At 64.6% G+C, this 16300-nt stretch carries 16 protein-coding genes; 10 read left to right on the top strand and 6 right to left on the bottom strand.

Annotation, left to right across the window (positions count from 1 at the left end; translation table 11 throughout):
- Nucleotides 1-59: 59 nt before the first annotated feature.
- The 7 genes from QA635_RS25970 to QA635_RS25940 all read left to right on the top strand — a co-directional run bounded on the left by QA635_RS25970 (nucleotide 60) and on the right by QA635_RS25940 (nucleotide 7265).
- Complete coding sequence (locus QA635_RS25970; RefSeq protein WP_016843272.1) at nucleotides 60-497, top strand: VOC family protein; 438 nt, start codon at nucleotides 60-62, stop codon at nucleotides 495-497.
- A 57-nt stretch (nucleotides 498-554) separates the two neighbouring features.
- Nucleotides 555-1685 carry an Mrp/NBP35 family ATP-binding protein gene (locus QA635_RS25965; protein WP_283062156.1) on the top strand — a complete coding sequence of 377 codons (1131 nt, stop codon included), beginning with the start codon at nucleotides 555-557 and terminating at the stop codon, nucleotides 1683-1685.
- Nucleotides 1686-1907: 222 nt separating this feature from the next.
- Nucleotides 1908-2144, top strand: a complete 237-nt coding sequence (locus QA635_RS25960) for a hypothetical protein (protein ID WP_283062154.1) — start codon at nucleotides 1908-1910, stop codon at nucleotides 2142-2144.
- A 309-nt stretch (nucleotides 2145-2453) separates the two neighbouring features.
- Nucleotides 2454-3542, top strand: coding sequence for a TRAP transporter substrate-binding protein (locus QA635_RS25955; RefSeq protein ID WP_283062152.1), 1089 nt, complete (start codon nucleotides 2454-2456; stop codon nucleotides 3540-3542).
- 240 nt (nucleotides 3543-3782) lie between these two features.
- Complete coding sequence (locus tag QA635_RS25950; RefSeq protein ID WP_225162303.1) at nucleotides 3783-4871, top strand: TRAP transporter substrate-binding protein; 1089 nt, start codon at nucleotides 3783-3785, stop codon at nucleotides 4869-4871.
- A gap of 388 nt (nucleotides 4872-5259) precedes the next feature.
- Nucleotides 5260-5934 carry a response regulator transcription factor gene (locus QA635_RS25945; protein WP_225641498.1) on the top strand — a complete coding sequence of 225 codons (675 nt, stop codon included), beginning with the start codon at nucleotides 5260-5262 and terminating at the stop codon, nucleotides 5932-5934.
- A 2-nt stretch (nucleotides 5935-5936) separates the two neighbouring features.
- A complete protein-coding gene (locus QA635_RS25940; RefSeq protein WP_283062149.1) occupies nucleotides 5937-7265 on the top strand; it encodes a sensor histidine kinase in 1329 nt (442 codons plus the stop codon).
- 33 nt (nucleotides 7266-7298) lie between these two features.
- Here the strand turns inward: QA635_RS25940 and QA635_RS25935 are convergent, their stop codons facing one another.
- The 6 genes from QA635_RS25935 to QA635_RS25910 form a co-directional block, all read right to left on the bottom strand.
- Entirely contained in the window at nucleotides 7299-8579 is a 1281-nt protein-coding gene (locus tag QA635_RS25935; protein WP_283062147.1) for a M20/M25/M40 family metallo-hydrolase, read from the bottom strand.
- 219 nt (nucleotides 8580-8798) lie between these two features.
- Entirely contained in the window at nucleotides 8799-10400 is a 1602-nt protein-coding gene (locus tag QA635_RS25930) for a TRAP transporter large permease (RefSeq protein WP_225162307.1), read from the bottom strand.
- A complete protein-coding gene (locus tag QA635_RS25925) occupies nucleotides 10397-10936 on the bottom strand; it encodes a TRAP transporter small permease subunit (RefSeq protein WP_028334243.1) in 540 nt (179 codons plus the stop codon). The genes QA635_RS25930 and QA635_RS25925 overlap by 4 nt, the downstream gene beginning before the upstream one ends.
- Before the next feature lie 342 nt (nucleotides 10937-11278).
- Complete coding sequence (gene moaA / locus QA635_RS25920; RefSeq protein ID WP_283062145.1) at nucleotides 11279-12313, bottom strand: GTP 3',8-cyclase MoaA; 1035 nt, start codon at nucleotides 12311-12313, stop codon at nucleotides 11279-11281.
- 255 nt (nucleotides 12314-12568) lie between these two features.
- The gene (locus QA635_RS25915) at nucleotides 12569-13054 is read right to left on the bottom strand and encodes a PEGA domain-containing protein (RefSeq protein WP_076826447.1); all 486 of its coding nucleotides are present in this window, start codon (nucleotides 13052-13054) and stop codon (nucleotides 12569-12571) included.
- Between the two features lie 161 nt (nucleotides 13055-13215).
- A complete protein-coding gene (locus QA635_RS25910) occupies nucleotides 13216-13896 on the bottom strand; it encodes an HAD-IA family hydrolase (protein ID WP_225641486.1) in 681 nt (226 codons plus the stop codon).
- 75 nt (nucleotides 13897-13971) lie between these two features.
- Here QA635_RS25910 and QA635_RS25905 point away from each other — a divergent pair, with 75 nt between their 5' ends.
- The 3 genes from QA635_RS25905 (at nucleotide 13972) to QA635_RS25895 (ending at nucleotide 16168) form a co-directional block, all read left to right on the top strand.
- Nucleotides 13972-14805, top strand: coding sequence for an SDR family NAD(P)-dependent oxidoreductase (locus QA635_RS25905; protein WP_283062140.1), 834 nt, complete (start codon nucleotides 13972-13974; stop codon nucleotides 14803-14805).
- Between the two features lie 113 nt (nucleotides 14806-14918).
- Nucleotides 14919-15611, top strand: a complete 693-nt coding sequence (rpiA, locus tag QA635_RS25900; protein WP_283062138.1) for a ribose-5-phosphate isomerase RpiA — start codon at nucleotides 14919-14921, stop codon at nucleotides 15609-15611.
- 23 nt (nucleotides 15612-15634) lie between these two features.
- Nucleotides 15635-16168 carry a DUF2059 domain-containing protein gene (locus QA635_RS25895; RefSeq protein WP_225162313.1) on the top strand — a complete coding sequence of 178 codons (534 nt, stop codon included), beginning with the start codon at nucleotides 15635-15637 and terminating at the stop codon, nucleotides 16166-16168.
- Nucleotides 16169-16300: the final 132 nt, after the last annotated feature.

Raw genomic sequence — 16300 nt, 5'->3', positions numbered from 1 at the left:
CCCGGTTTTGTGCTAGGATTGGGCCACCAACGAACTTCACAAAAAAGGGAGTGTATCGCATGGGCATGAGCGTCGGTGTGCTCGATCATTTCAATATCCGGACCCGGAATCTCTCCGCCACGGTGCGGTTCTATGAGGACATCCTGGGCCTGGAAAAGGGCGCGCGGCCGAACTTCGCGTTCCCCGGTGCGTGGATGTACAGCGAGGGCAAGGCGGTCGTGCATCTGGTCGATATTTCGGCGACCGACGAGGCACAAAAGCCTGACTCGGGCGTCGTCCATCACGTCGCCTTTGCCAGCCAGGGCTTTGATGGGATGCGGCAGCGGCTTCAGTCCAAGGGGATGGAATTCGACTCGCGCCAGGTTCCCGGCGGCGATCTCTGGCAGATCTTCGTCAACGACCCCAACGGGGTCATGATCGAGCTGAACTACGAGGCCGCCAAGGAAGGCGGCTCGGCTGCGCCAGCCGAGCGGCGGGACGACGTCGGAGCGAGGTAGCCTTTTGCGCTGCAACGCTCTATGGGTCGGTCTCTTGAACTTTCCAGGAGATGCGCGGTGAGCGTGACGCAGCAACAGGTTCTCGATTGCCTTGCCAAGGTGATGTCGCCACGCGGCACGGCCTTGACCAACGCCAATGTGCTGTCGGCGATCACGGTCACCGACGGCAAGGTGTTCTTCTCGATCAATGTCGACGCCGCGGAGGCCCGCGCCTGGGAGAGCGTGCGTGCGCAGGCCGAGAACGCCGTGCGCGCCATTCCCGGCGTCAGCGTCGCGATGATCGCGCTGACCGCCGAGCGCAAGGCGGGCGCTGCGGCGCCGGCGGCGCGGCCCTCAGGCGGCGTCCCGCCGGCGGCCGCACATCGCCATCCGCATCCGCCCGGCGGGCAATCGCCGATGGCCCGGCAGGCCGAGATCCCCGGCATCTCCGCCGTCATCGCCGTCGCCTCCGGCAAGGGCGGTGTCGGCAAGTCGACCACGGCGCTCAACCTCGCGCTCGGCCTGCGCGACCTCGGCCTGCGCGTCGGGCTGCTCGACGCCGACATCTACGGCCCATCGGTGCCGCGGCTGACCGGCATCCGCGAGAAGCCGCAGCTCAATGACGACAAGAAGATGGTCCCGCTGCAGCGCTTCGGCCTGTCGATCATGTCGATCGGCTTCCTGGTCGAGGAGGACACCGCGATGATCTGGCGCGGACCGATGGTGATGTCGGCGATCACCCAGATGCTGCGCGACGTCGCCTGGGGCACGCTCGACGTGCTTGTGGTCGACATGCCGCCCGGTACCGGCGATGCCCAGCTCACGCTGGCGCAGAACGTCCCGCTCAAGGGCGCCGTCATCGTCTCGACCCCGCAGGACCTCTCGCTGATCGACGCCCGGCGCGGGCTTGCGATGTTCAAGAAGGTCAACGTGCCGGTGCTCGGCATCGTCGAGAACATGAGCTATTTCCAGTGCCCGCATTGCGGCACCCGCTCGGATATCTTCGGCCATGGCGGCGCCCGCCACGAAGCCGAGAAGCTGGGGGTGCCGTTCCTCGGCGAGATCCCCCTGCACATCGCGATCCGCACCGCCTCCGATGCCGGCAACCCGGTGGTCGAGAGCGAACCGGACGGCCCGCACGCGGCGATCTACCGCGCGATCGGCGGCAAGGTCCGCGAGCAGCTGCAAGGCGTCATCGCGGCAGCCTGAGCCTGCGCTGCTGTCCCGCCGAGCCGATCGGCCGCGAAGTGTCGGGAGCCCGGCGGCTTTCTTCACAGGCCCGTGGCCCTTGGTGCCTCTGGACGATTGCTGAATCGGTTCCGGCCTGTATGTTTATGCAGGAGTGGCCGAATCGTACCACCCTTCGATCAGCGGAAGGCGGCCACGGGTGAAGCCAAAACTGCTGGAAGGGGCCGTGAGGCGACCATCGACATGGCAGCATCACGCGAAGCAAACAAACAGCACCGCAAACATCTGACGCGGGAGAAGCGCGCAGAGGCCTCCCGGCTGGCGTTCAACATGGCCAAGAAATCCGACTCGATCGGCGAGGCTGCCGAGGCGATCGCCAAGACGTATGGCGTCAGCAAGACAACCGCGCAAAGCTGGATCCGGCGCGGGCGGTATTTGGCCGATCAAGCCAAGAAGGCGCGGGCGACGACGCGGCGCTGATTGCTCCGGGTAACCCGGCAGTTGAGAGCGGGCCGGACGGTCCGCACGCGGCGATTTACCGCGCGGTCGGCGGCGGCTCCGCGGCCACCTGCCAGGCGTCATCGTCGCTGCCTGAAGGCGCATTTTCCGGCTGATTTCCAGCCTCATCAGACTTTCGTTTAATTGGCGCGGTCATGCCATTGTCGCGTTTCCGTGACGCCACCTTCCGTGTTAAAGGGCCGACCCAGAGCGCCTCGGCAAGCCCTTCACGCGCCTGCCGGAGAACTGCTTGCGGTCACTGGGAAACGCCCCTGAAGGAGAAGTCTTACGATGAAGCGTCGTGATTTTTTGAAAGTTTCTGCGGCCGGTGCTGCCGCGACGGCGGTTGCCGCGCCGGCGATCGCGCAGTCCTCGCCTGAAATCAAGTGGCGCCTGACCTCGAGCTTCCCGAAGTCGCTGGACACCATCTATGGCGGCGCCGTCGAGCTGTCGAAGTACGTCGCCGAAATGACCGACAACAAGTTCCAGATCCAGGTGTTCGCGGCGGGTGAAATCGTCCCCGGCCTGCAGGCGCTGGACGCGACCTCCAACGGCACGGTCGAGATGTCGCACACCGTCGCCTACTACTATGTCGGCAAGGACCCGACCTTCGCGATCTACGCGTCGGTGCCGTTCGGTCTCAATGCCCGCATGCAGAACTCCTGGTGGTACCAGGGCGGTGGCCAGGAGCTCGGCAACGAGTTCTTCAAGAAGTTCGGCGTGATCGGTTTCCCGACCGGCAACACCGGCACCCAGATGGGCGGCTGGTTCCGCAAGGAGATCAAGACCGTCGCCGACATGTCGGGCCTGAAGATGCGCATCGGCGGCATTGCCGGCCAGGTGCTGCAGAAGGTCGGCGTGGTGCCGCAGCAGCTCGCCGGCGGCGACATCTATCCGGCGCTCGAAAAGGGCACCATCGACGCGGCCGAGTGGGTCGGTCCCTATGACGACGAGAAGCTCGGCTTCCAGAAGGTCGCCAAGTACTACTACTACCCGGGCTTCTGGGAAGGCGGTCCGACCGTGCACTCCTTCGTCAACCTGGAGAAGTGGAACGCGCTGCCGAAGAGCTACCAGGCGATCCTGGCCAACGGCGCCGCCAACGCCAACAGCTGGATGGCCGCGCGCTACGACATGCAGAACCCCTCCGCGCTGAAGCGGCTGGTTGCCGGCGGCACGCAGCTGCGTCCGTTCACCAACGAGGTGCTCGAGGCCTGCCTCAAGGCGACCAACGAGCTGTGGGGTGAAATCTCGGCCAAGAATGCCGACTTCAAGAAGTCGATCGAGGCCATGCAGGCCTACCGCTCCGACCAGTATCTGTGGTGGCAGGTCGCCGAATACACCTTCGACAGCTTCATGATCCGCTCGCGCACCCGCGGCTGATCGGCGTCTAGCCTTTCGGACGAGCGTTCGCGCGACGCGAACGCATTGCCCGGCCTCCGCAAGGAGGCCGGGTTTTTTGCGTCTGGCATTCGTGAAGGGGATGTTCCATGCTCGCATCCGAAGCCTCGGCACGAAGGCGGCGTCTGATCGGTCACCGGTCATGACGGCAAAAAGAAAAGCGGCGCGACGATCGAAAGCAGTCGACGCTCGGACAACACAATCGAACAGGGCAGGATTCAAATGAAGCGAAGAGATTTCATCAAGGTCACGGGTCTGGGCGTCGCCGGCGCCGCCACGGTCGCAGCTCCCGCGATCGCGCAGTCGATGCCGGAGCTCAAGTGGCGCTTGACGACGAGCTGGCCGAAGTCGCTCGACACGCTGCACGGCGGCGCCGAGCTGATGGCGAAGGCGGTCGGCGAAGCCACCGACAACAGATTCCAGATCCAGACTTTTGCTGCGGGCGAGATCGTACCGGGCCTGCAGGTGCTCGACGCCGTGCAGAACGGCACCGTCGAGATGGGGCACACCGCGCCCTATTATTATTTCGGCAAGGACCCGACCTTCACCTTCGGCTCCGCGGTGCCGTTCGGACCCAACATGCGCCTCAACCAGGCCTGGTTCATGCTGGGCGGCGGCAAGGAGCTGCTCAACGAGTTCTACAAGAGCTACAACGTGACCTCGCTGCTCGCCGGCAACACCGGCTGCCAGATGGGTGGCTGGTTCCGCAAGGAGATCACCAGCGTCGACGATCTCAAGGGTCTCAAATTCCGCATCGGCGGCTTTGCCGGCAAGGTGATGCAGAAGCTCGGCGCGGTGCCGCAGCAGCTCGCCGGCGGCGACATCTATCCGGCGCTCGAGAAGGGCACCATCGATGCGGCCGAGTGGGTTGGTCCCTACGACGACGAGAAGCTCGGCTTCTACAAGGTCGCGCCGAACTATTACTTCCCCGGCTGGTGGGAAGGCGGCCCCATGCTGGTGGCGATGATCAATCTCGACAAGTGGAACGCGCTGCCGAAGCATTATCAGTTCGTGCTCGAGCAGGCCGGCCATCTCGCCAACAACTGGATGATGGCGCGTTACGACCAGGCCAATCCGATCGCACTGAAGAAGCTGCTCGCGGTCGGCACCAAGCTGCGTCCGTTCCCGGCTGCGGTGATGGAGGCTTCCTTCAAGGCCGCCAAGGAGCTGCATGCCGAGGTTTCGGCGACCAACGCCAACTTCAAGAAGGTCTATGACTCGCTGACCTCGTTCTCCAACAACGGCTATCAATGGTTCCAGGTCGCCGAGGTCGGCTACGACAACTTCATGGCGCGCCACTCGCAGGCGTGACCGCTGCGAGTTGGACAGGAAATCAGCCTCGGAGCGAAAGCGCCGGGGCTTTTCCATGCCGCGATCGCGGCCGCGGCGCGACGCGGCTTGCGAAGACGCATGACCGCCGGTCGCTGGCCGTGGCGGCAGCTGCCAGTTCTCGATCTCCGGGCGCGAACGCGCAATCCGTTATGTTATCATGGCTAGCTGACGTCAGCCTTACACGGGCGCAATCAAAGGCGCCTGGCGTAGATTTTGATTGCAGCGGGGAGGCGGTATCTGTTTTCAGGGCAGTAGCACGAGCTGGAGCAACATGCGCTTGTGTCGCCATCGAGACGTCACCTTCGCATGCGTCTTGTTTTGACGACAGCAAGCAGAAGATCGATTGAATGAAGTCAGGATTGCTGCGATGCGCCTTCTGATCGTCGAGGACAATGTCGAGCTCTCGCGGCTGCTCGCCAGCGGGCTGATGGCGGCGGGATATGAGTCCGATGTCGTCAACAGCGTTGCCGAGGCGCGCGACGCGCTGCGCAGCGTCAGTTATGCCGCCATGATCCTCGATCTCGGTCTGCCCGACGGCGATGGCTTGTCGGTGTTGTCGGAGCTTCGCCGCAAGACCGACCCGCTGCCGGTCCTGGTACTGACTGCGCGGGGCGGCCTGCAGGATCGGGTCAGCGGCCTGCGCAGCGGCGCGGATGACTATCTGGCGAAGCCGTTCGCGCTGGAGGAGCTGGTGGCGCGGCTCGAAGCCATCCTGCGTCGGCCCGGCCAGCTGCTCGGCTCCTCGCTGAAGCTCGCCAATCTGGTCTACGACACCGAGAGCAAGCAGGTGTTCGTCGACGGCGCTCCGCACGTGTTCTCCGCGCGCGAGACGTCGGTGCTGGAGATCCTGTTGCGACGGCAGGGGCGGGTGGTGCCGAAGAAGAATGTCGAGGACCACATCTTCGGCCTCGCCGGCGAGGTCGCCTCGAACGCGGTCGAGGTTTACGTGTCGCGGCTGCGCAAGCTGCTCGCCGAGCACCGCGCCAGGGTCATCATTCATACCATTCGGGGCGTCGGTTATCTGATGGCGGAGGAGAAGTAGGCGTGTTCCGCTTCAAGTCGCTGACGTCGCGGATCGTGTTCCTGCACATCGTGGCGGTCGCGGTCGCGGCGATCTTCCTGCCGCTGCTGCTGCTGTGGCTGTTGAATTCGGAGATCAATCAGCTGCATCGCGAAGCGATGCGCGACCAGGCCGCCGATCTCGGCCAGAACCTCTCGGTCGATGCCACGGGCAAGGTGCAGCTCAACCTGCCGGACAGCCTGAGGGGGCTCTATTCCGACGCCTACGGCCGCTACCGCTACGACATCTACGATGCCGACGGTCATCTGCTGTTCTCGTCGCATCGCGAGGCGCCGCGACTGCCGGCGTCCGCCAACCGGATTTCCGGTGCCAGCGTCACCAAGCTGCTCGGCGGCCAGACCTTGCGCATCCTGGTCGCCGAGGACCTGTCGCATCGCGACGTCATCATCGACGACATCGTCTCCAACTTCTTCCGGCGAGTCGGCTGGATCACCATCCCGATCCTTCTGATCCTGCTTGCCACCGACATCCTGATCTTCCGCCGCGCGGTGATTCCGCTGTTGCGGGCCTCGGAGGAGGCGAGGAGCATCGGACCGGCAAGGACCGATATCCGCCTTCCGACGGAAGGAATTCCGAGCGAGATCCTGCCCCTGGTGACGGCCGTCAACCAAGCGTTCGATCGCCTTGAGGAAGGCTTTCACGTGCAGCGCCAGTTCACGGCCGATGCCGCCCATCAGCTGCGCACGCCGCTCGCGATCCTCAGGACCCGGATCGAGACGCTCGATGCGGCCAAGGGGACCAGGGAGCTGCATGCCGACATCGAGAGCATGAGCCGCATCGTCAGCCAGCTGCTGGAGATCGCCGAGCTCGACACGCTGGTGCTGGATCCCGGCGAGACCGCGGATTTGCGCGCGGTGTGCGCCGAGGTGGTCGGCTCGATCGCGCCCTACGCGCTGGCGCAGCAGAAGGACATCGCGTTGCGCGGCACTGACAGTCCGGTGCAGGTCAGGGGCAATGCGGAGATGCTGCAGCGCGCGATCTTCAATCTGGCGGAGAACGCCATCAAGTACACCGCGGAGAGAACCTCGGTCGATGTCGAGGTGCACGACAATGGTTCGGTGCAGGTGCGCGACTGCGGGCCGGGGATTGCGCCCGCCGAGCAGGGCCTGATCTTCCAGCGCTTCTGGCGCAGCGATCGCCAGCGCACCGACGGCGCGGGGCTCGGGCTCTCGATCGTGCGCGGCGTCGTCGACGATCACGATGCGACGGTGAGGGTGGAGAACTTGCCGTCCGGCGGCGCCCAGTTCACGCTGCGCTTCCGCCTCGCCAAGGCGGAGCCGGCGGCGTCCTGAGCCGGCCCGCGAACGTGCCGCGGCCTTGCCGGTCTACTTCACCTTGCCGTCGGACAGGTCCATGATCATGCGCGTGGTCAAATAGAGGCGCGGCACGATGCTGTTGATCTGCACGTATTCGGCATCGTTGGAGTGCGCGCCGAAGCCCGACAGGCCCATGCCTTCCACCACGGAGCCCTTGGTCTTGAGGGCGGCAAATGCGGCGTCGGTGCCGCCGCCGGTGGCCCGCTCGGCGACGTTCAGCGACATGCCGAGTTCCTGATAAATCGTCTTGCCGTGGCCGGCCACGCGGCGCGAGGCGTCGCTCGCTTCGAGCGGCGGGCGGCGCACCTCGAACTTCACGTCCACCCTGGAGTCCGGCAGCAGGCGATTCTTGATCTTGTCCTGCAGGGCTTTCTCGAGCTCGTCGAAATCCGCCACCTTGAGCGCGCGCGCGTCGGCCTGGGCGGTGGCTTCGGCGGGGATCACGTTGCGGTTGGTGCCGGACTTGGACACCGTCCAGTTCAGCTTCAGACCCTGCTCCGGCTTGGACAGGTCCTTCATCTGCAGCACCTGGTGTGACAACTCATAGAGCGCATTCACGCCGCCTTCGGGCCTGGCGCCGGCATGTGACGACTTGCCGTGCACCGTGAGGTAGGCCGAGCCGATGCCGCTGGTGGCGAGGCGCAGCGTGCCGTCAGTGCCGCCGCCCTCGAACGAGAACACTGCATCCTGTTCCGCGGCGATGCGGGTGATGGTGCTGCGCCAGCCGGGCGAAGAGATCTCCTCGTCGCCATTGATCAGCACGGTGAGCGTGCCGTAATTCTTGAAGTTCAACTTCTGCAGCAACGCCACGGCGTGGAGGATGGTGGCGACGCCCTGCTTGTCGTCGGCGATGCCGAGCCCATAGGCCTTGTCGCCATCGATGCGGAAGGGTTGGTCCTTCAGCATGCCCTTGAGATACACCGTGTCCATGTGCGCGATCAGCATGATCTTCGCGCTGCCCGTGCCCTTGAAGACGGCCTGCACGGCGGGACCGATCTTCTCGGGCGTGTCGTCGAGGCGGTAGATATCGGTGGTCTGCAGGATATCGACCGTGCCGCTGAGCTGCTTGAGCTGGCCGGCGATCCGCTCGGCGAGCTGGTTCAGGCCCTCGATGTCCTTGCTGCCGGATTCGATCTGCACGAGGTCGCGCAGGGTGTCGAGCAGCGGCTGCTGTTCCTGTTGCGCCAGCGCGCGAAGGTCGGCTGCATGCGCTGCGGGCGCGGCAAGCGCCAAACCAAGCGACAGCATCAGCGGGCGAATGAGCGAGTGGGCGGGACGCAATTGGGGCATGGGCGACGATCTGTGAGTTGGAGGACGATCCGTATCCCCGTCTTCACAGGCCTCGCCGATGCCGTCAACAGCGGCGTGCCTCGCGCCCGCAAGAGCGTTTTCGAGCGAAGTGGACACCGGTTCGCGTGAAGAAAACGCGACAAGACAAGAATCCAGAGCTTCGGTTCTGATTCAATCAGAACCGAAATGCTCCAGGCACGCCGAATGCGCTGATGCCGGCTACTGCTTCGGCTGTCCGAAGTCGAGCGGCGGCAGGTCGATCTGCGGCACCTCGATCTTGACCTTGTTGAGGTCGACATCGAGCGGCTTGTCGAGCAGTCCGGTGACGACGACCGGGAACGCGATCACCAGCGCCACCATGATCGCCTGCAGGCCGATCCAGGGCATTGCGCCCCAGTAGATGTCCGAGCTCTTCACTTCCTTCGGCGCCACGCCGCGCAGATAGAACAGCGCGAAGCCGAACGGCGGATGCAGGAACGAGGTCTGCATGTTGACGCAGAGCATCACGCCGAACCAGATCAGTGCGGCGTCGGGACCGACCACCGGCGCCAGCACCTTCTGCGCGATCGGCGCGATCATCGGCAGGATGATGAAGGCGATCTCGAAGAAGTCGAGGAAGAACGCCAGGAAGAAGATGAACAGGTTGATGAAGATCAGGAAGCCCCAGACGCCGCCGGGCAGCGAGGTCAGATGGTGCTCGAGCCAGGTGCCGCCGGATACGCCGAGGAACACGACCGAGAAGCAGGTCGAGCCGATCAGGATGAAGGTGACCATGCAGGTGATCCGCATGGTGGTCTCGTAGCCCTGCTTGATCAGGTCACGCAGGTCCCGGATCTTGACGGCCTCGAGGCAGATCCAGACCACCGCGGCGTAGGTGATCGCGAAGGCGAGCTTGAAGATCAGGTTCTCGCTGTAGAGCATCGCGATGATGGTGCCGATGCCGCCGGCGATCACGCCTGTTATCAGCACCTTGTTGCCGGTGGCGCTGAAATCCTTGTGGTGGATGGCGGCGAGCACGATGGCGCCGACCGCGCCCATGGCGCCGGCCTCCGTCGGGGTCGCAAGGCCCATCATCATGGTGCCGAGCACGACGAAGATCAGCACGGCGGAGGGAATGATGCCGAGCAGGCACTTCTTCCACAGCGCCCAGCCGGTCAACGTGCGCGCCTCGATCGGCACCGCGGGGACATGGCTCGGCTTGAAGATGCCGAGCAGGAAGGTGTAGCCGGCGAACAGCAGGATCTGGAACACCGATGGGCCCCAGGCGCCGAGATACATGTCGCCGACCGACTTGCCGAGCTGGTCGGCGAGCACGATCAGGACGAGAGAGGGAGGGACAAGTTGCGTGATGGTGCCGGAGGCGGCGAGCACGCCCGTGATGTAGCGGATATTGTAGCCGTAGCGGATCATCACCGGCATCGAAATCAGCGCCATCGCGATCACCTGCGCCGCCACCGTGCCGGTGATGGCGCCGAGGATGAAGCCGACGATGATCACGGAATAGCCGAGGCCGCCGCGGATCGGGCCGAACAGCTGGCCCATCGAATCCAGCATGTCCTCGGCGAGCCCGCATCTCTCCAATATCGCGCCCATGAAGGTGAAGAACGGGATCGCCAGCAGCAGCTCGTTCGACAGCACGCTGCCGAAGATGCGGCCCGGGATCGCCTGCAGGAAGTTGAGGTCGAAGAAGCCGAGATAGATCGAGAGGAACCCGAACGACAGGCCGACCGCGGCGAGCGTGAACGCCACCGGATAACCGATCAGCATCGCTACGATCAGGCCGCCGAACATCAGTGGCGGCATCATCTCCAGCGTGATCATTGAGTCGGCCTCTCATACTTCGCGTCGATGGTCACGTAGCCCTGCAGCGCGGCGATCCGCTTGATCACCTCTGAGACGCCTTGCAGCGCAAGCATCACGAAGCCGGACGGGATAACGAACTTGATCGGCCAGCGTAAGAGGCCGCCGGCGTTGCCGCTCATCTCGCCGACCGCATAGGCCTGGTAGAAGAACGGCCAGGACAGATAGGCGAGCAGGAGGCAGGCCGGGATTAGGAAGAACAGCGTTCCGATCAGGTCGAGCCAGAGCTGGCCGCGTTCGGACAGCATCAGATACATGATCTCGACGCGGACATGCTCGTTGCGCTTGAAGGTGTAGGAGGCGCCGAACATCACGAGGATCGCGAACATGTACCACTGCGCCTCGAGCCAGCCGTTCGAGGAGTAGCTGAACGCGTAGCGGATCATGGCGTTGCCGGCGCTGACCAGACATGAGATCAGCACGAGCAGGTTGCAGATGTAGCCGATCTTCTCGTTGAGTTGGTCGATGGCCTGACTTAATGCCAACAATGGGCGCATCACGATCTCCACGGTCGCGCCATCCGCGCGCCGAATATCTCTTCAAGCATCATCTGGCCGCCGCGCGCATGCGCACGGAGCCACGGCTCACTTTCAGGAGCAGTTGCAAACGTTCGTCCTCCCCCGAAATCCGCTTCAGCCGTTCTTGGCTGCCGGGAATCGTCGACAGGAGCCGACGGAGGGCAGCGGCCTATGCTGGCCAGACTAGCGTGAAAGCTGATTCACCAAATCAGCGCCATGGAACGCCGTCAATCGGAAAATGGACAAATTGACGCCGCGGCAAACTGTTGTCCCGCCTTGGTAATCGGGGGACAGGCCGCGCGTCGGGAGGGAGCTTGAAGACTAGCCGCCGGTCACGCTCATGTGGCGGCTGACGCTCGGACGGTTGTGGCGGCGGTCGATGATGAAATCGTGCCCCTTCGGCTTCAGTCCGATGGCCCGGTCGATGGCCGCCGCCAGCAAATCGTTGTCGGCGGAGGCACGCAGCGGCCGGCGCAGGTCGGAGGCGTCCTCGTGGCCGAGACAGGTGTGCAGCGTGCCGGTGCAGGTGATCCGCACCCGGTTGCAGGATTCGCAGAAATTATGGGTCATCGGCGTGATGAAGCCGAGCTTGCCGCCGGTCTCGGCGACCCGGACGTAGCGGGCGGGGCCGCCGGTGTCGTCGGACAGATCGGTCAGCGTGTAGTGCTTCTCGAGCCGCGCGCGCAGCAAGGACAGCGGCACGTACTGATCGATCCGGCCTTCGCCGATGTCGCCCATCGGCATCACCTCGATCAAGGTGAGGCCCATGCCCTTGCCGTGCGCCCATTCCATCAGCGCCGGTATCTCGTCCTCGTTCAGGTTCTTCAGCGCGACCGCGTTGATCTTGACCGCGAGTCCCGCCGACCGCGCCGCCTCGATGCCCGACAGCACCTTGTCGATGTCGCCCCAGCGGGTGATGGCCCGGAATTTTACGGGGTCGAGGGTGTCGAGCGAGACGTTGACACGGCGCACGCCGCAATCGGCCAGTTCCTGGGCGAAGCGCGCCAGCTGCGAACCGTTGGTGGTCAGCGTCAATTCGTCGAGTGCGCCCGTGGTCAGATGCCGCGACAGCGAACGCACCAGGCCCATCACGTTGCGGCGGACCAGCGGCTCGCCGCCGGTGAGGCGGATCTTGCGCACGCCCTTGGCGACGAACGCCGAGCAGAGGCGGTCGAGCTCTTCCAGCGTCAAGAGATCTGCCTTCGGCAGGAAGGTCATGTCTTCCGACATGCAGTAGAAGCAGCGCAGGTCGCAGCGGTCGGTGACGGAGACGCGCAAATAACGGATGGTCCGGCCGAACGGATCGGTCATCGGACGAAACAGCGTGTCGGAATGTGCTTGCGTGGATCCGTTCATTTAGTTCGGGCCTTGCAATCTGTTTCCTGCCTGCCGCGCCGTGATCGGCTCCGGCATCCGCAATCTATGCATGTTGGCGCGTGGTCACAATGCGTCCCAAGGGATGATCGTATGGATGATCCGCAACATGCAAAGCGATAGGCGAGGCATATCGCGCGATGCATGATCGCAATCGCGGATGTGTCTAGGCCAAATACAAAAACCCGGCTTTGGGCCGGGCTCTTGTGCAGTGCAAATCCGGTGCAGCCGCCCGCGTTAGCGCGACGGAGCCGCGGCCGGCGCCGGCGCAGCCGCGCTCGGGGCGGGGAACGCGGAGTCCGGAGCGGCGGCAGGCGCCGCAGCGGCAGCCGGTTTCGGCTTCTTCTTCCGTATCGGCTTCTTCGCCGCGCGCGGCGGCGGTCCGGCCGGCTGCAACTCGGCGAACACCGGACTCGGATCCAGCGTCGTGGTCGCCGGCGTGGTGAAGTCGCCGGGAACGCGGGTCACGGTGACCGGAACCGTCGCCGGCTGGAACTTCGGCATGTTGAAGGTGACGGAGAAGTTGGTCTCCGGCGCCGGGATCGACACGGTGCAGGGCGTCTTGCAGCCCGGTCCGAGCGAGGTCACGGCGTCGGCGCCCGGCGGGTTCGAATCCAGCTGCACCGGCATCGGCGGTGGCGCCGACTTGAACGAATCCAATGAGAAGGAGGAGCAGCCGGCCAGGCTCAGCCCGGCGGCCGCAATTACGATGATACGACGCATGATCCACACTCTACTGCGGCAATCAGCCACAATCCCCGGAGCGGACCATAGGTGCGTCGGAACAGAGGCGCAACAGCGGGGGCCCTGCTCGTTAAAGGATGGTTAATGGTGGAATCGCATGGCTAAATATTGCCAAGCGATATCAGTGTGTTGCGGAAAGTTTATGCCGCGCTCAGGCTGGCGACGGCGTCCGGCAGATCGCGCATATGGCTGATCAGCCGGTCCGGCTTCAGCTCGGTCATCGGAACGTCGGTATAGCCAAAATCGACGCCGATCACCGGGACCTGGGCGCGCCTTGCGACCCCGACATCGGGGCCGGCATCGCCGACCATGATGGCGCGGGGCAGCCGGCCGCCAGCACGGGCCACCGTCTCGCGCAGGAACGTCGGATCGGGTTTTGCGATGCCGAAGGTATCGGCGCCGCAGATCGCGGCGAAGCGCTTGGTCAGGCCGAGCCGGTCGAGCAGCAGCTTCGACAGCCATTCCAGCTTGTTGGTGCACACCGCAAAGCGATGGCCCTTTGCCTCGAGCCGGTCGAGCGCGGCCTCGAGCCCGTCGAACGGGCGCGAGCCGTCGGCGATATGCTCGGCATAATAGTCGACGAAATCCGCGGTCAAGCGGTCGAGGTCACCGACGCTGACCGCGCGTCCTTCCACCTCGAGCCCGCGTTCCAGCAGCTTGCGCGCGCCGGCGCCGATCATGTTGCGCGCGGCCGCCAGCGGCACCGGCCGCAGGCCCTCGCGGTCGAGCACATGGTTCAGCGCGCCGATCAGATCGGGCGCGGTGTCGACCAGCGTGCCGTCGAGATCGAATACGACGATGGGGGGAGAGGCGGCGGACATGATGCTTTTGGCTATCGGGCCAGGCGCTGCGATGCAAGAGTAGATGTGGGCACGTCATGAGATAGGGAGGGTGAGATGCGGGAACTTGCCGGAAAAGCCGCTTTTGTCACCGGCGCGGCCAGCGGAATCGGACTTGCGATGGCAACCGCCTTTGCCCGCGAGGGCATGAAGGTGATGCTCGCCGACATTGAAACCGGTCCGCTGGACAAGGCCGTCGATGCGCTGCGCGCCGGCGGTGCGGATGCTCATGGCGTGGTCTGCGACGTTGCCGATCCCCTAAGCGTCGATCGCGCGGCGGAGGCGTCGTTCCGCGCCTTCGGCAAGGTCCATGTCGTCTGCAACAATGCCGGCGTCGCGGCCGGCGGCGGCATTGACCCGATCTCGGTCGACGACTGGCGCTGGGTGATCGACGTCAATCTGATGGGCGTCGTGCACGGCATCAGGAGCTTCCTGCCACACATCCGCGGGCACGGCGAGGGTGGCCATATCGTCAATACGGCTTCGATGGCCGGGATGAATGCCGGGCTCGGCTTGAGCCCGTATTCGGCGACCAAGTTCGCCGTCGTCAGCCTGTCCGAAGGGCTCGCCATGCAGCTCAGGCCGCTCGGGATCGGCGTCAGCGTGCTCTGTCCGAGCTTTGTGCGGACCCGAATCGGCGAGAGCGGGCGCAACCGCCCGGAGCAGTACGGCCCGACCCGTCAGCTCGATCCGGCAAGCCCGATGGCCGCTGTCGTCGCCGAGATCGCGCGACGCCTGGAGGCCGGTCTCGATCCGGCGTCGGTTGCAGGGCAGGTGCTGGCCGCGATCCGCGACGACCAGTTCTACATTTTCACCCACCCCGGGATGCGGGCCGAGGTCGAACAGCGCTTTTCGGCGATTTTGGCCGCGATGGACGCCGTTTCGGCCTAAAGACTGGTCCGCTTGCCGCTATTCCTGCCTGCAAAACGACGCTAGATATGCGCCCGCCGGGCCACCCGATGGCGGCCCGTAACGGACAACCGAGGGGCTATCGGCACGTGGACATGGACGCACTGAAACGCCAGGCGGCGGCGCGCGCGCTCGAAGAGGTACGCGACGGCATGAAGCTCGGGCTCGGCACCGGATCGACCGCGAAGCATTTCGTCGAGCTGCTCGGCGAGAAGGTCCGGTCGGGCATGAAGGTGATCGGCGTGCCGACCTCGGAAGCGACCCGCGCGGATGCGATCCGCTGCGGCGTTCCGCTGACCACGCTGGACGAGATCGACCATCTCGACCTCACCATCGACGGCGCCGACGAGATCGACCCGGCGCTCAACCTGATCAAGGGCGGCGGCGGGGCGCTGCTGCGCGAGAAGATCGTCGCGGCCGCCAGTGATCGCATGATCGTGATCGCCGACGACAGCAAATGGGTCGACGTGCTGGGTCGCTTTCCGCTGCCGGTCGAGGTGATCCCGTTCGGGTTCGCCGCAACGCAGGCCGCGATGGCACGGGCGTTTTCAGAGGCCGGCGTGTCCGGCGAAATGCTGATCCGGAAGGGCAAGGACGGTCACGTTTTTGTCACCGATGGCGGCCACTGGATCGTCGATGCCCATCTCGGCCGGATCGGCGATCCGCCGCGTCTTGCCGGTTTGCTCAGCGTGATTCCGGGCGTGGTCGAACACGGCCTGTTCATCGGGCTTGGCAGCGTCGCCGTGCTGGCCGGCGCGCAGGGAATTCGGGTTGTTGAACGGCCATGAGGCCGCAAGCAAGGAGACTTGGAATGAAGCGTTTTTCGGGACTTTTGTCGGCTGCGGCCCTGGCGGCTGGACTGGCGCTCGCACCGGCGATGGCGCAGCAGCCGCAGCTGCCCCCCATGCCCAAGGACGTCAAGCAGTCGACCCCCGCGGCGATCGGATACGCCAAGGAAATCCTGACGATGAAGAACGTCTCGGTGATGTATGCCGGCGCCGTTCCGGGCATCATCGAGAAGACCAAGACCGGCCTGCTGCAGCAGTACCTGAACTACCAGAAGGATCTCAACGAGGTCGCGCTGGTCATCGCCAAGAATCTTGCTGGCAGCGAGAAGGAAATCGGCGAGGGCATGGCGCAGCTCTACGCCGCCGAGTTCACCGAGCAGGAGTTGAAGGATCTCGTGATCTTCTACAAGACGCCGCTCGGTCAGAAGCTTTTGACCTCCGAGCCCAAGGCCATCAACGATTCGCTGCAATATATGCAGCAGTGGGCGCAGCAGTTTGGCGTGATCGTCAACGCCCAGTTCAAGGCCGAGATGAAGAAGCGCGGCAAGGATATCTAAACGACGCCTCAGCATGACGGGCGTCAAGTTGAGTGCGCCGCACTAATCTACGTCATTGCGAGCGAAGCGAAGCAATCCATTGTCCCACAAGCGGAGAGATGGATTGCTTCGTCGCTATCGCTCCTCGCAATG

This window comes from Bradyrhizobium brasilense, assembly GCF_029714345.1.
Classification (GTDB): domain Bacteria; phylum Pseudomonadota; class Alphaproteobacteria; order Rhizobiales; family Xanthobacteraceae; genus Bradyrhizobium; species Bradyrhizobium australafricanum.
Note: the sequence above shows the minus strand (reverse complement) of the source record. Positions and strands in the feature narration are given on the sequence as shown.

Excerpts from the sequence above, each read along its gene's own strand:
- QA635_RS25970 (WP_016843272.1), top strand. The coding sequence starts at position 60 with ATGGGCATGAGCGTCGGTGTGCTCGATCATTTCAATATCCGGACCCGG.
- QA635_RS25960 (WP_283062154.1), top strand. The coding sequence starts at position 1,908 with ATGGCAGCATCACGCGAAGCAAACAAACAGCACCGCAAACATCTGACG.
- QA635_RS25955 (WP_283062152.1), top strand. The coding sequence starts at position 2,454 with ATGAAGCGTCGTGATTTTTTGAAAGTTTCTGCGGCCGGTGCTGCCGCG.
- QA635_RS25950 (WP_225162303.1), top strand. The coding sequence starts at position 3,783 with ATGAAGCGAAGAGATTTCATCAAGGTCACGGGTCTGGGCGTCGCCGGC.
- QA635_RS25945 (WP_225641498.1), top strand. The coding sequence starts at position 5,260 with ATGCGCCTTCTGATCGTCGAGGACAATGTCGAGCTCTCGCGGCTGCTC.
- QA635_RS25935 (WP_283062147.1), bottom strand. The coding sequence starts at position 8,579 with ATGCCCCAATTGCGTCCCGCCCACTCGCTCATTCGCCCGCTGATGCTG.
- QA635_RS25930 (WP_225162307.1), bottom strand. The coding sequence starts at position 10,400 with ATGATCACGCTGGAGATGATGCCGCCACTGATGTTCGGCGGCCTGATC.
- QA635_RS25925 (WP_028334243.1), bottom strand. The coding sequence starts at position 10,936 with ATGCGCCCATTGTTGGCATTAAGTCAGGCCATCGACCAACTCAACGAG.
- moaA (WP_283062145.1), bottom strand. The coding sequence starts at position 12,313 with ATGAACGGATCCACGCAAGCACATTCCGACACGCTGTTTCGTCCGATG.
- QA635_RS25915 (WP_076826447.1), bottom strand. The coding sequence starts at position 13,054 with ATGCGTCGTATCATCGTAATTGCGGCCGCCGGGCTGAGCCTGGCCGGC.
- QA635_RS25910 (WP_225641486.1), bottom strand. The coding sequence starts at position 13,896 with ATGTCCGCCGCCTCTCCCCCCATCGTCGTATTCGATCTCGACGGCACG.
- QA635_RS25905 (WP_283062140.1), top strand. The coding sequence starts at position 13,972 with ATGCGGGAACTTGCCGGAAAAGCCGCTTTTGTCACCGGCGCGGCCAGC.
- rpiA (WP_283062138.1), top strand. The coding sequence starts at position 14,919 with ATGGACGCACTGAAACGCCAGGCGGCGGCGCGCGCGCTCGAAGAGGTA.
- QA635_RS25895 (WP_225162313.1), top strand. The coding sequence starts at position 15,635 with ATGAAGCGTTTTTCGGGACTTTTGTCGGCTGCGGCCCTGGCGGCTGGA.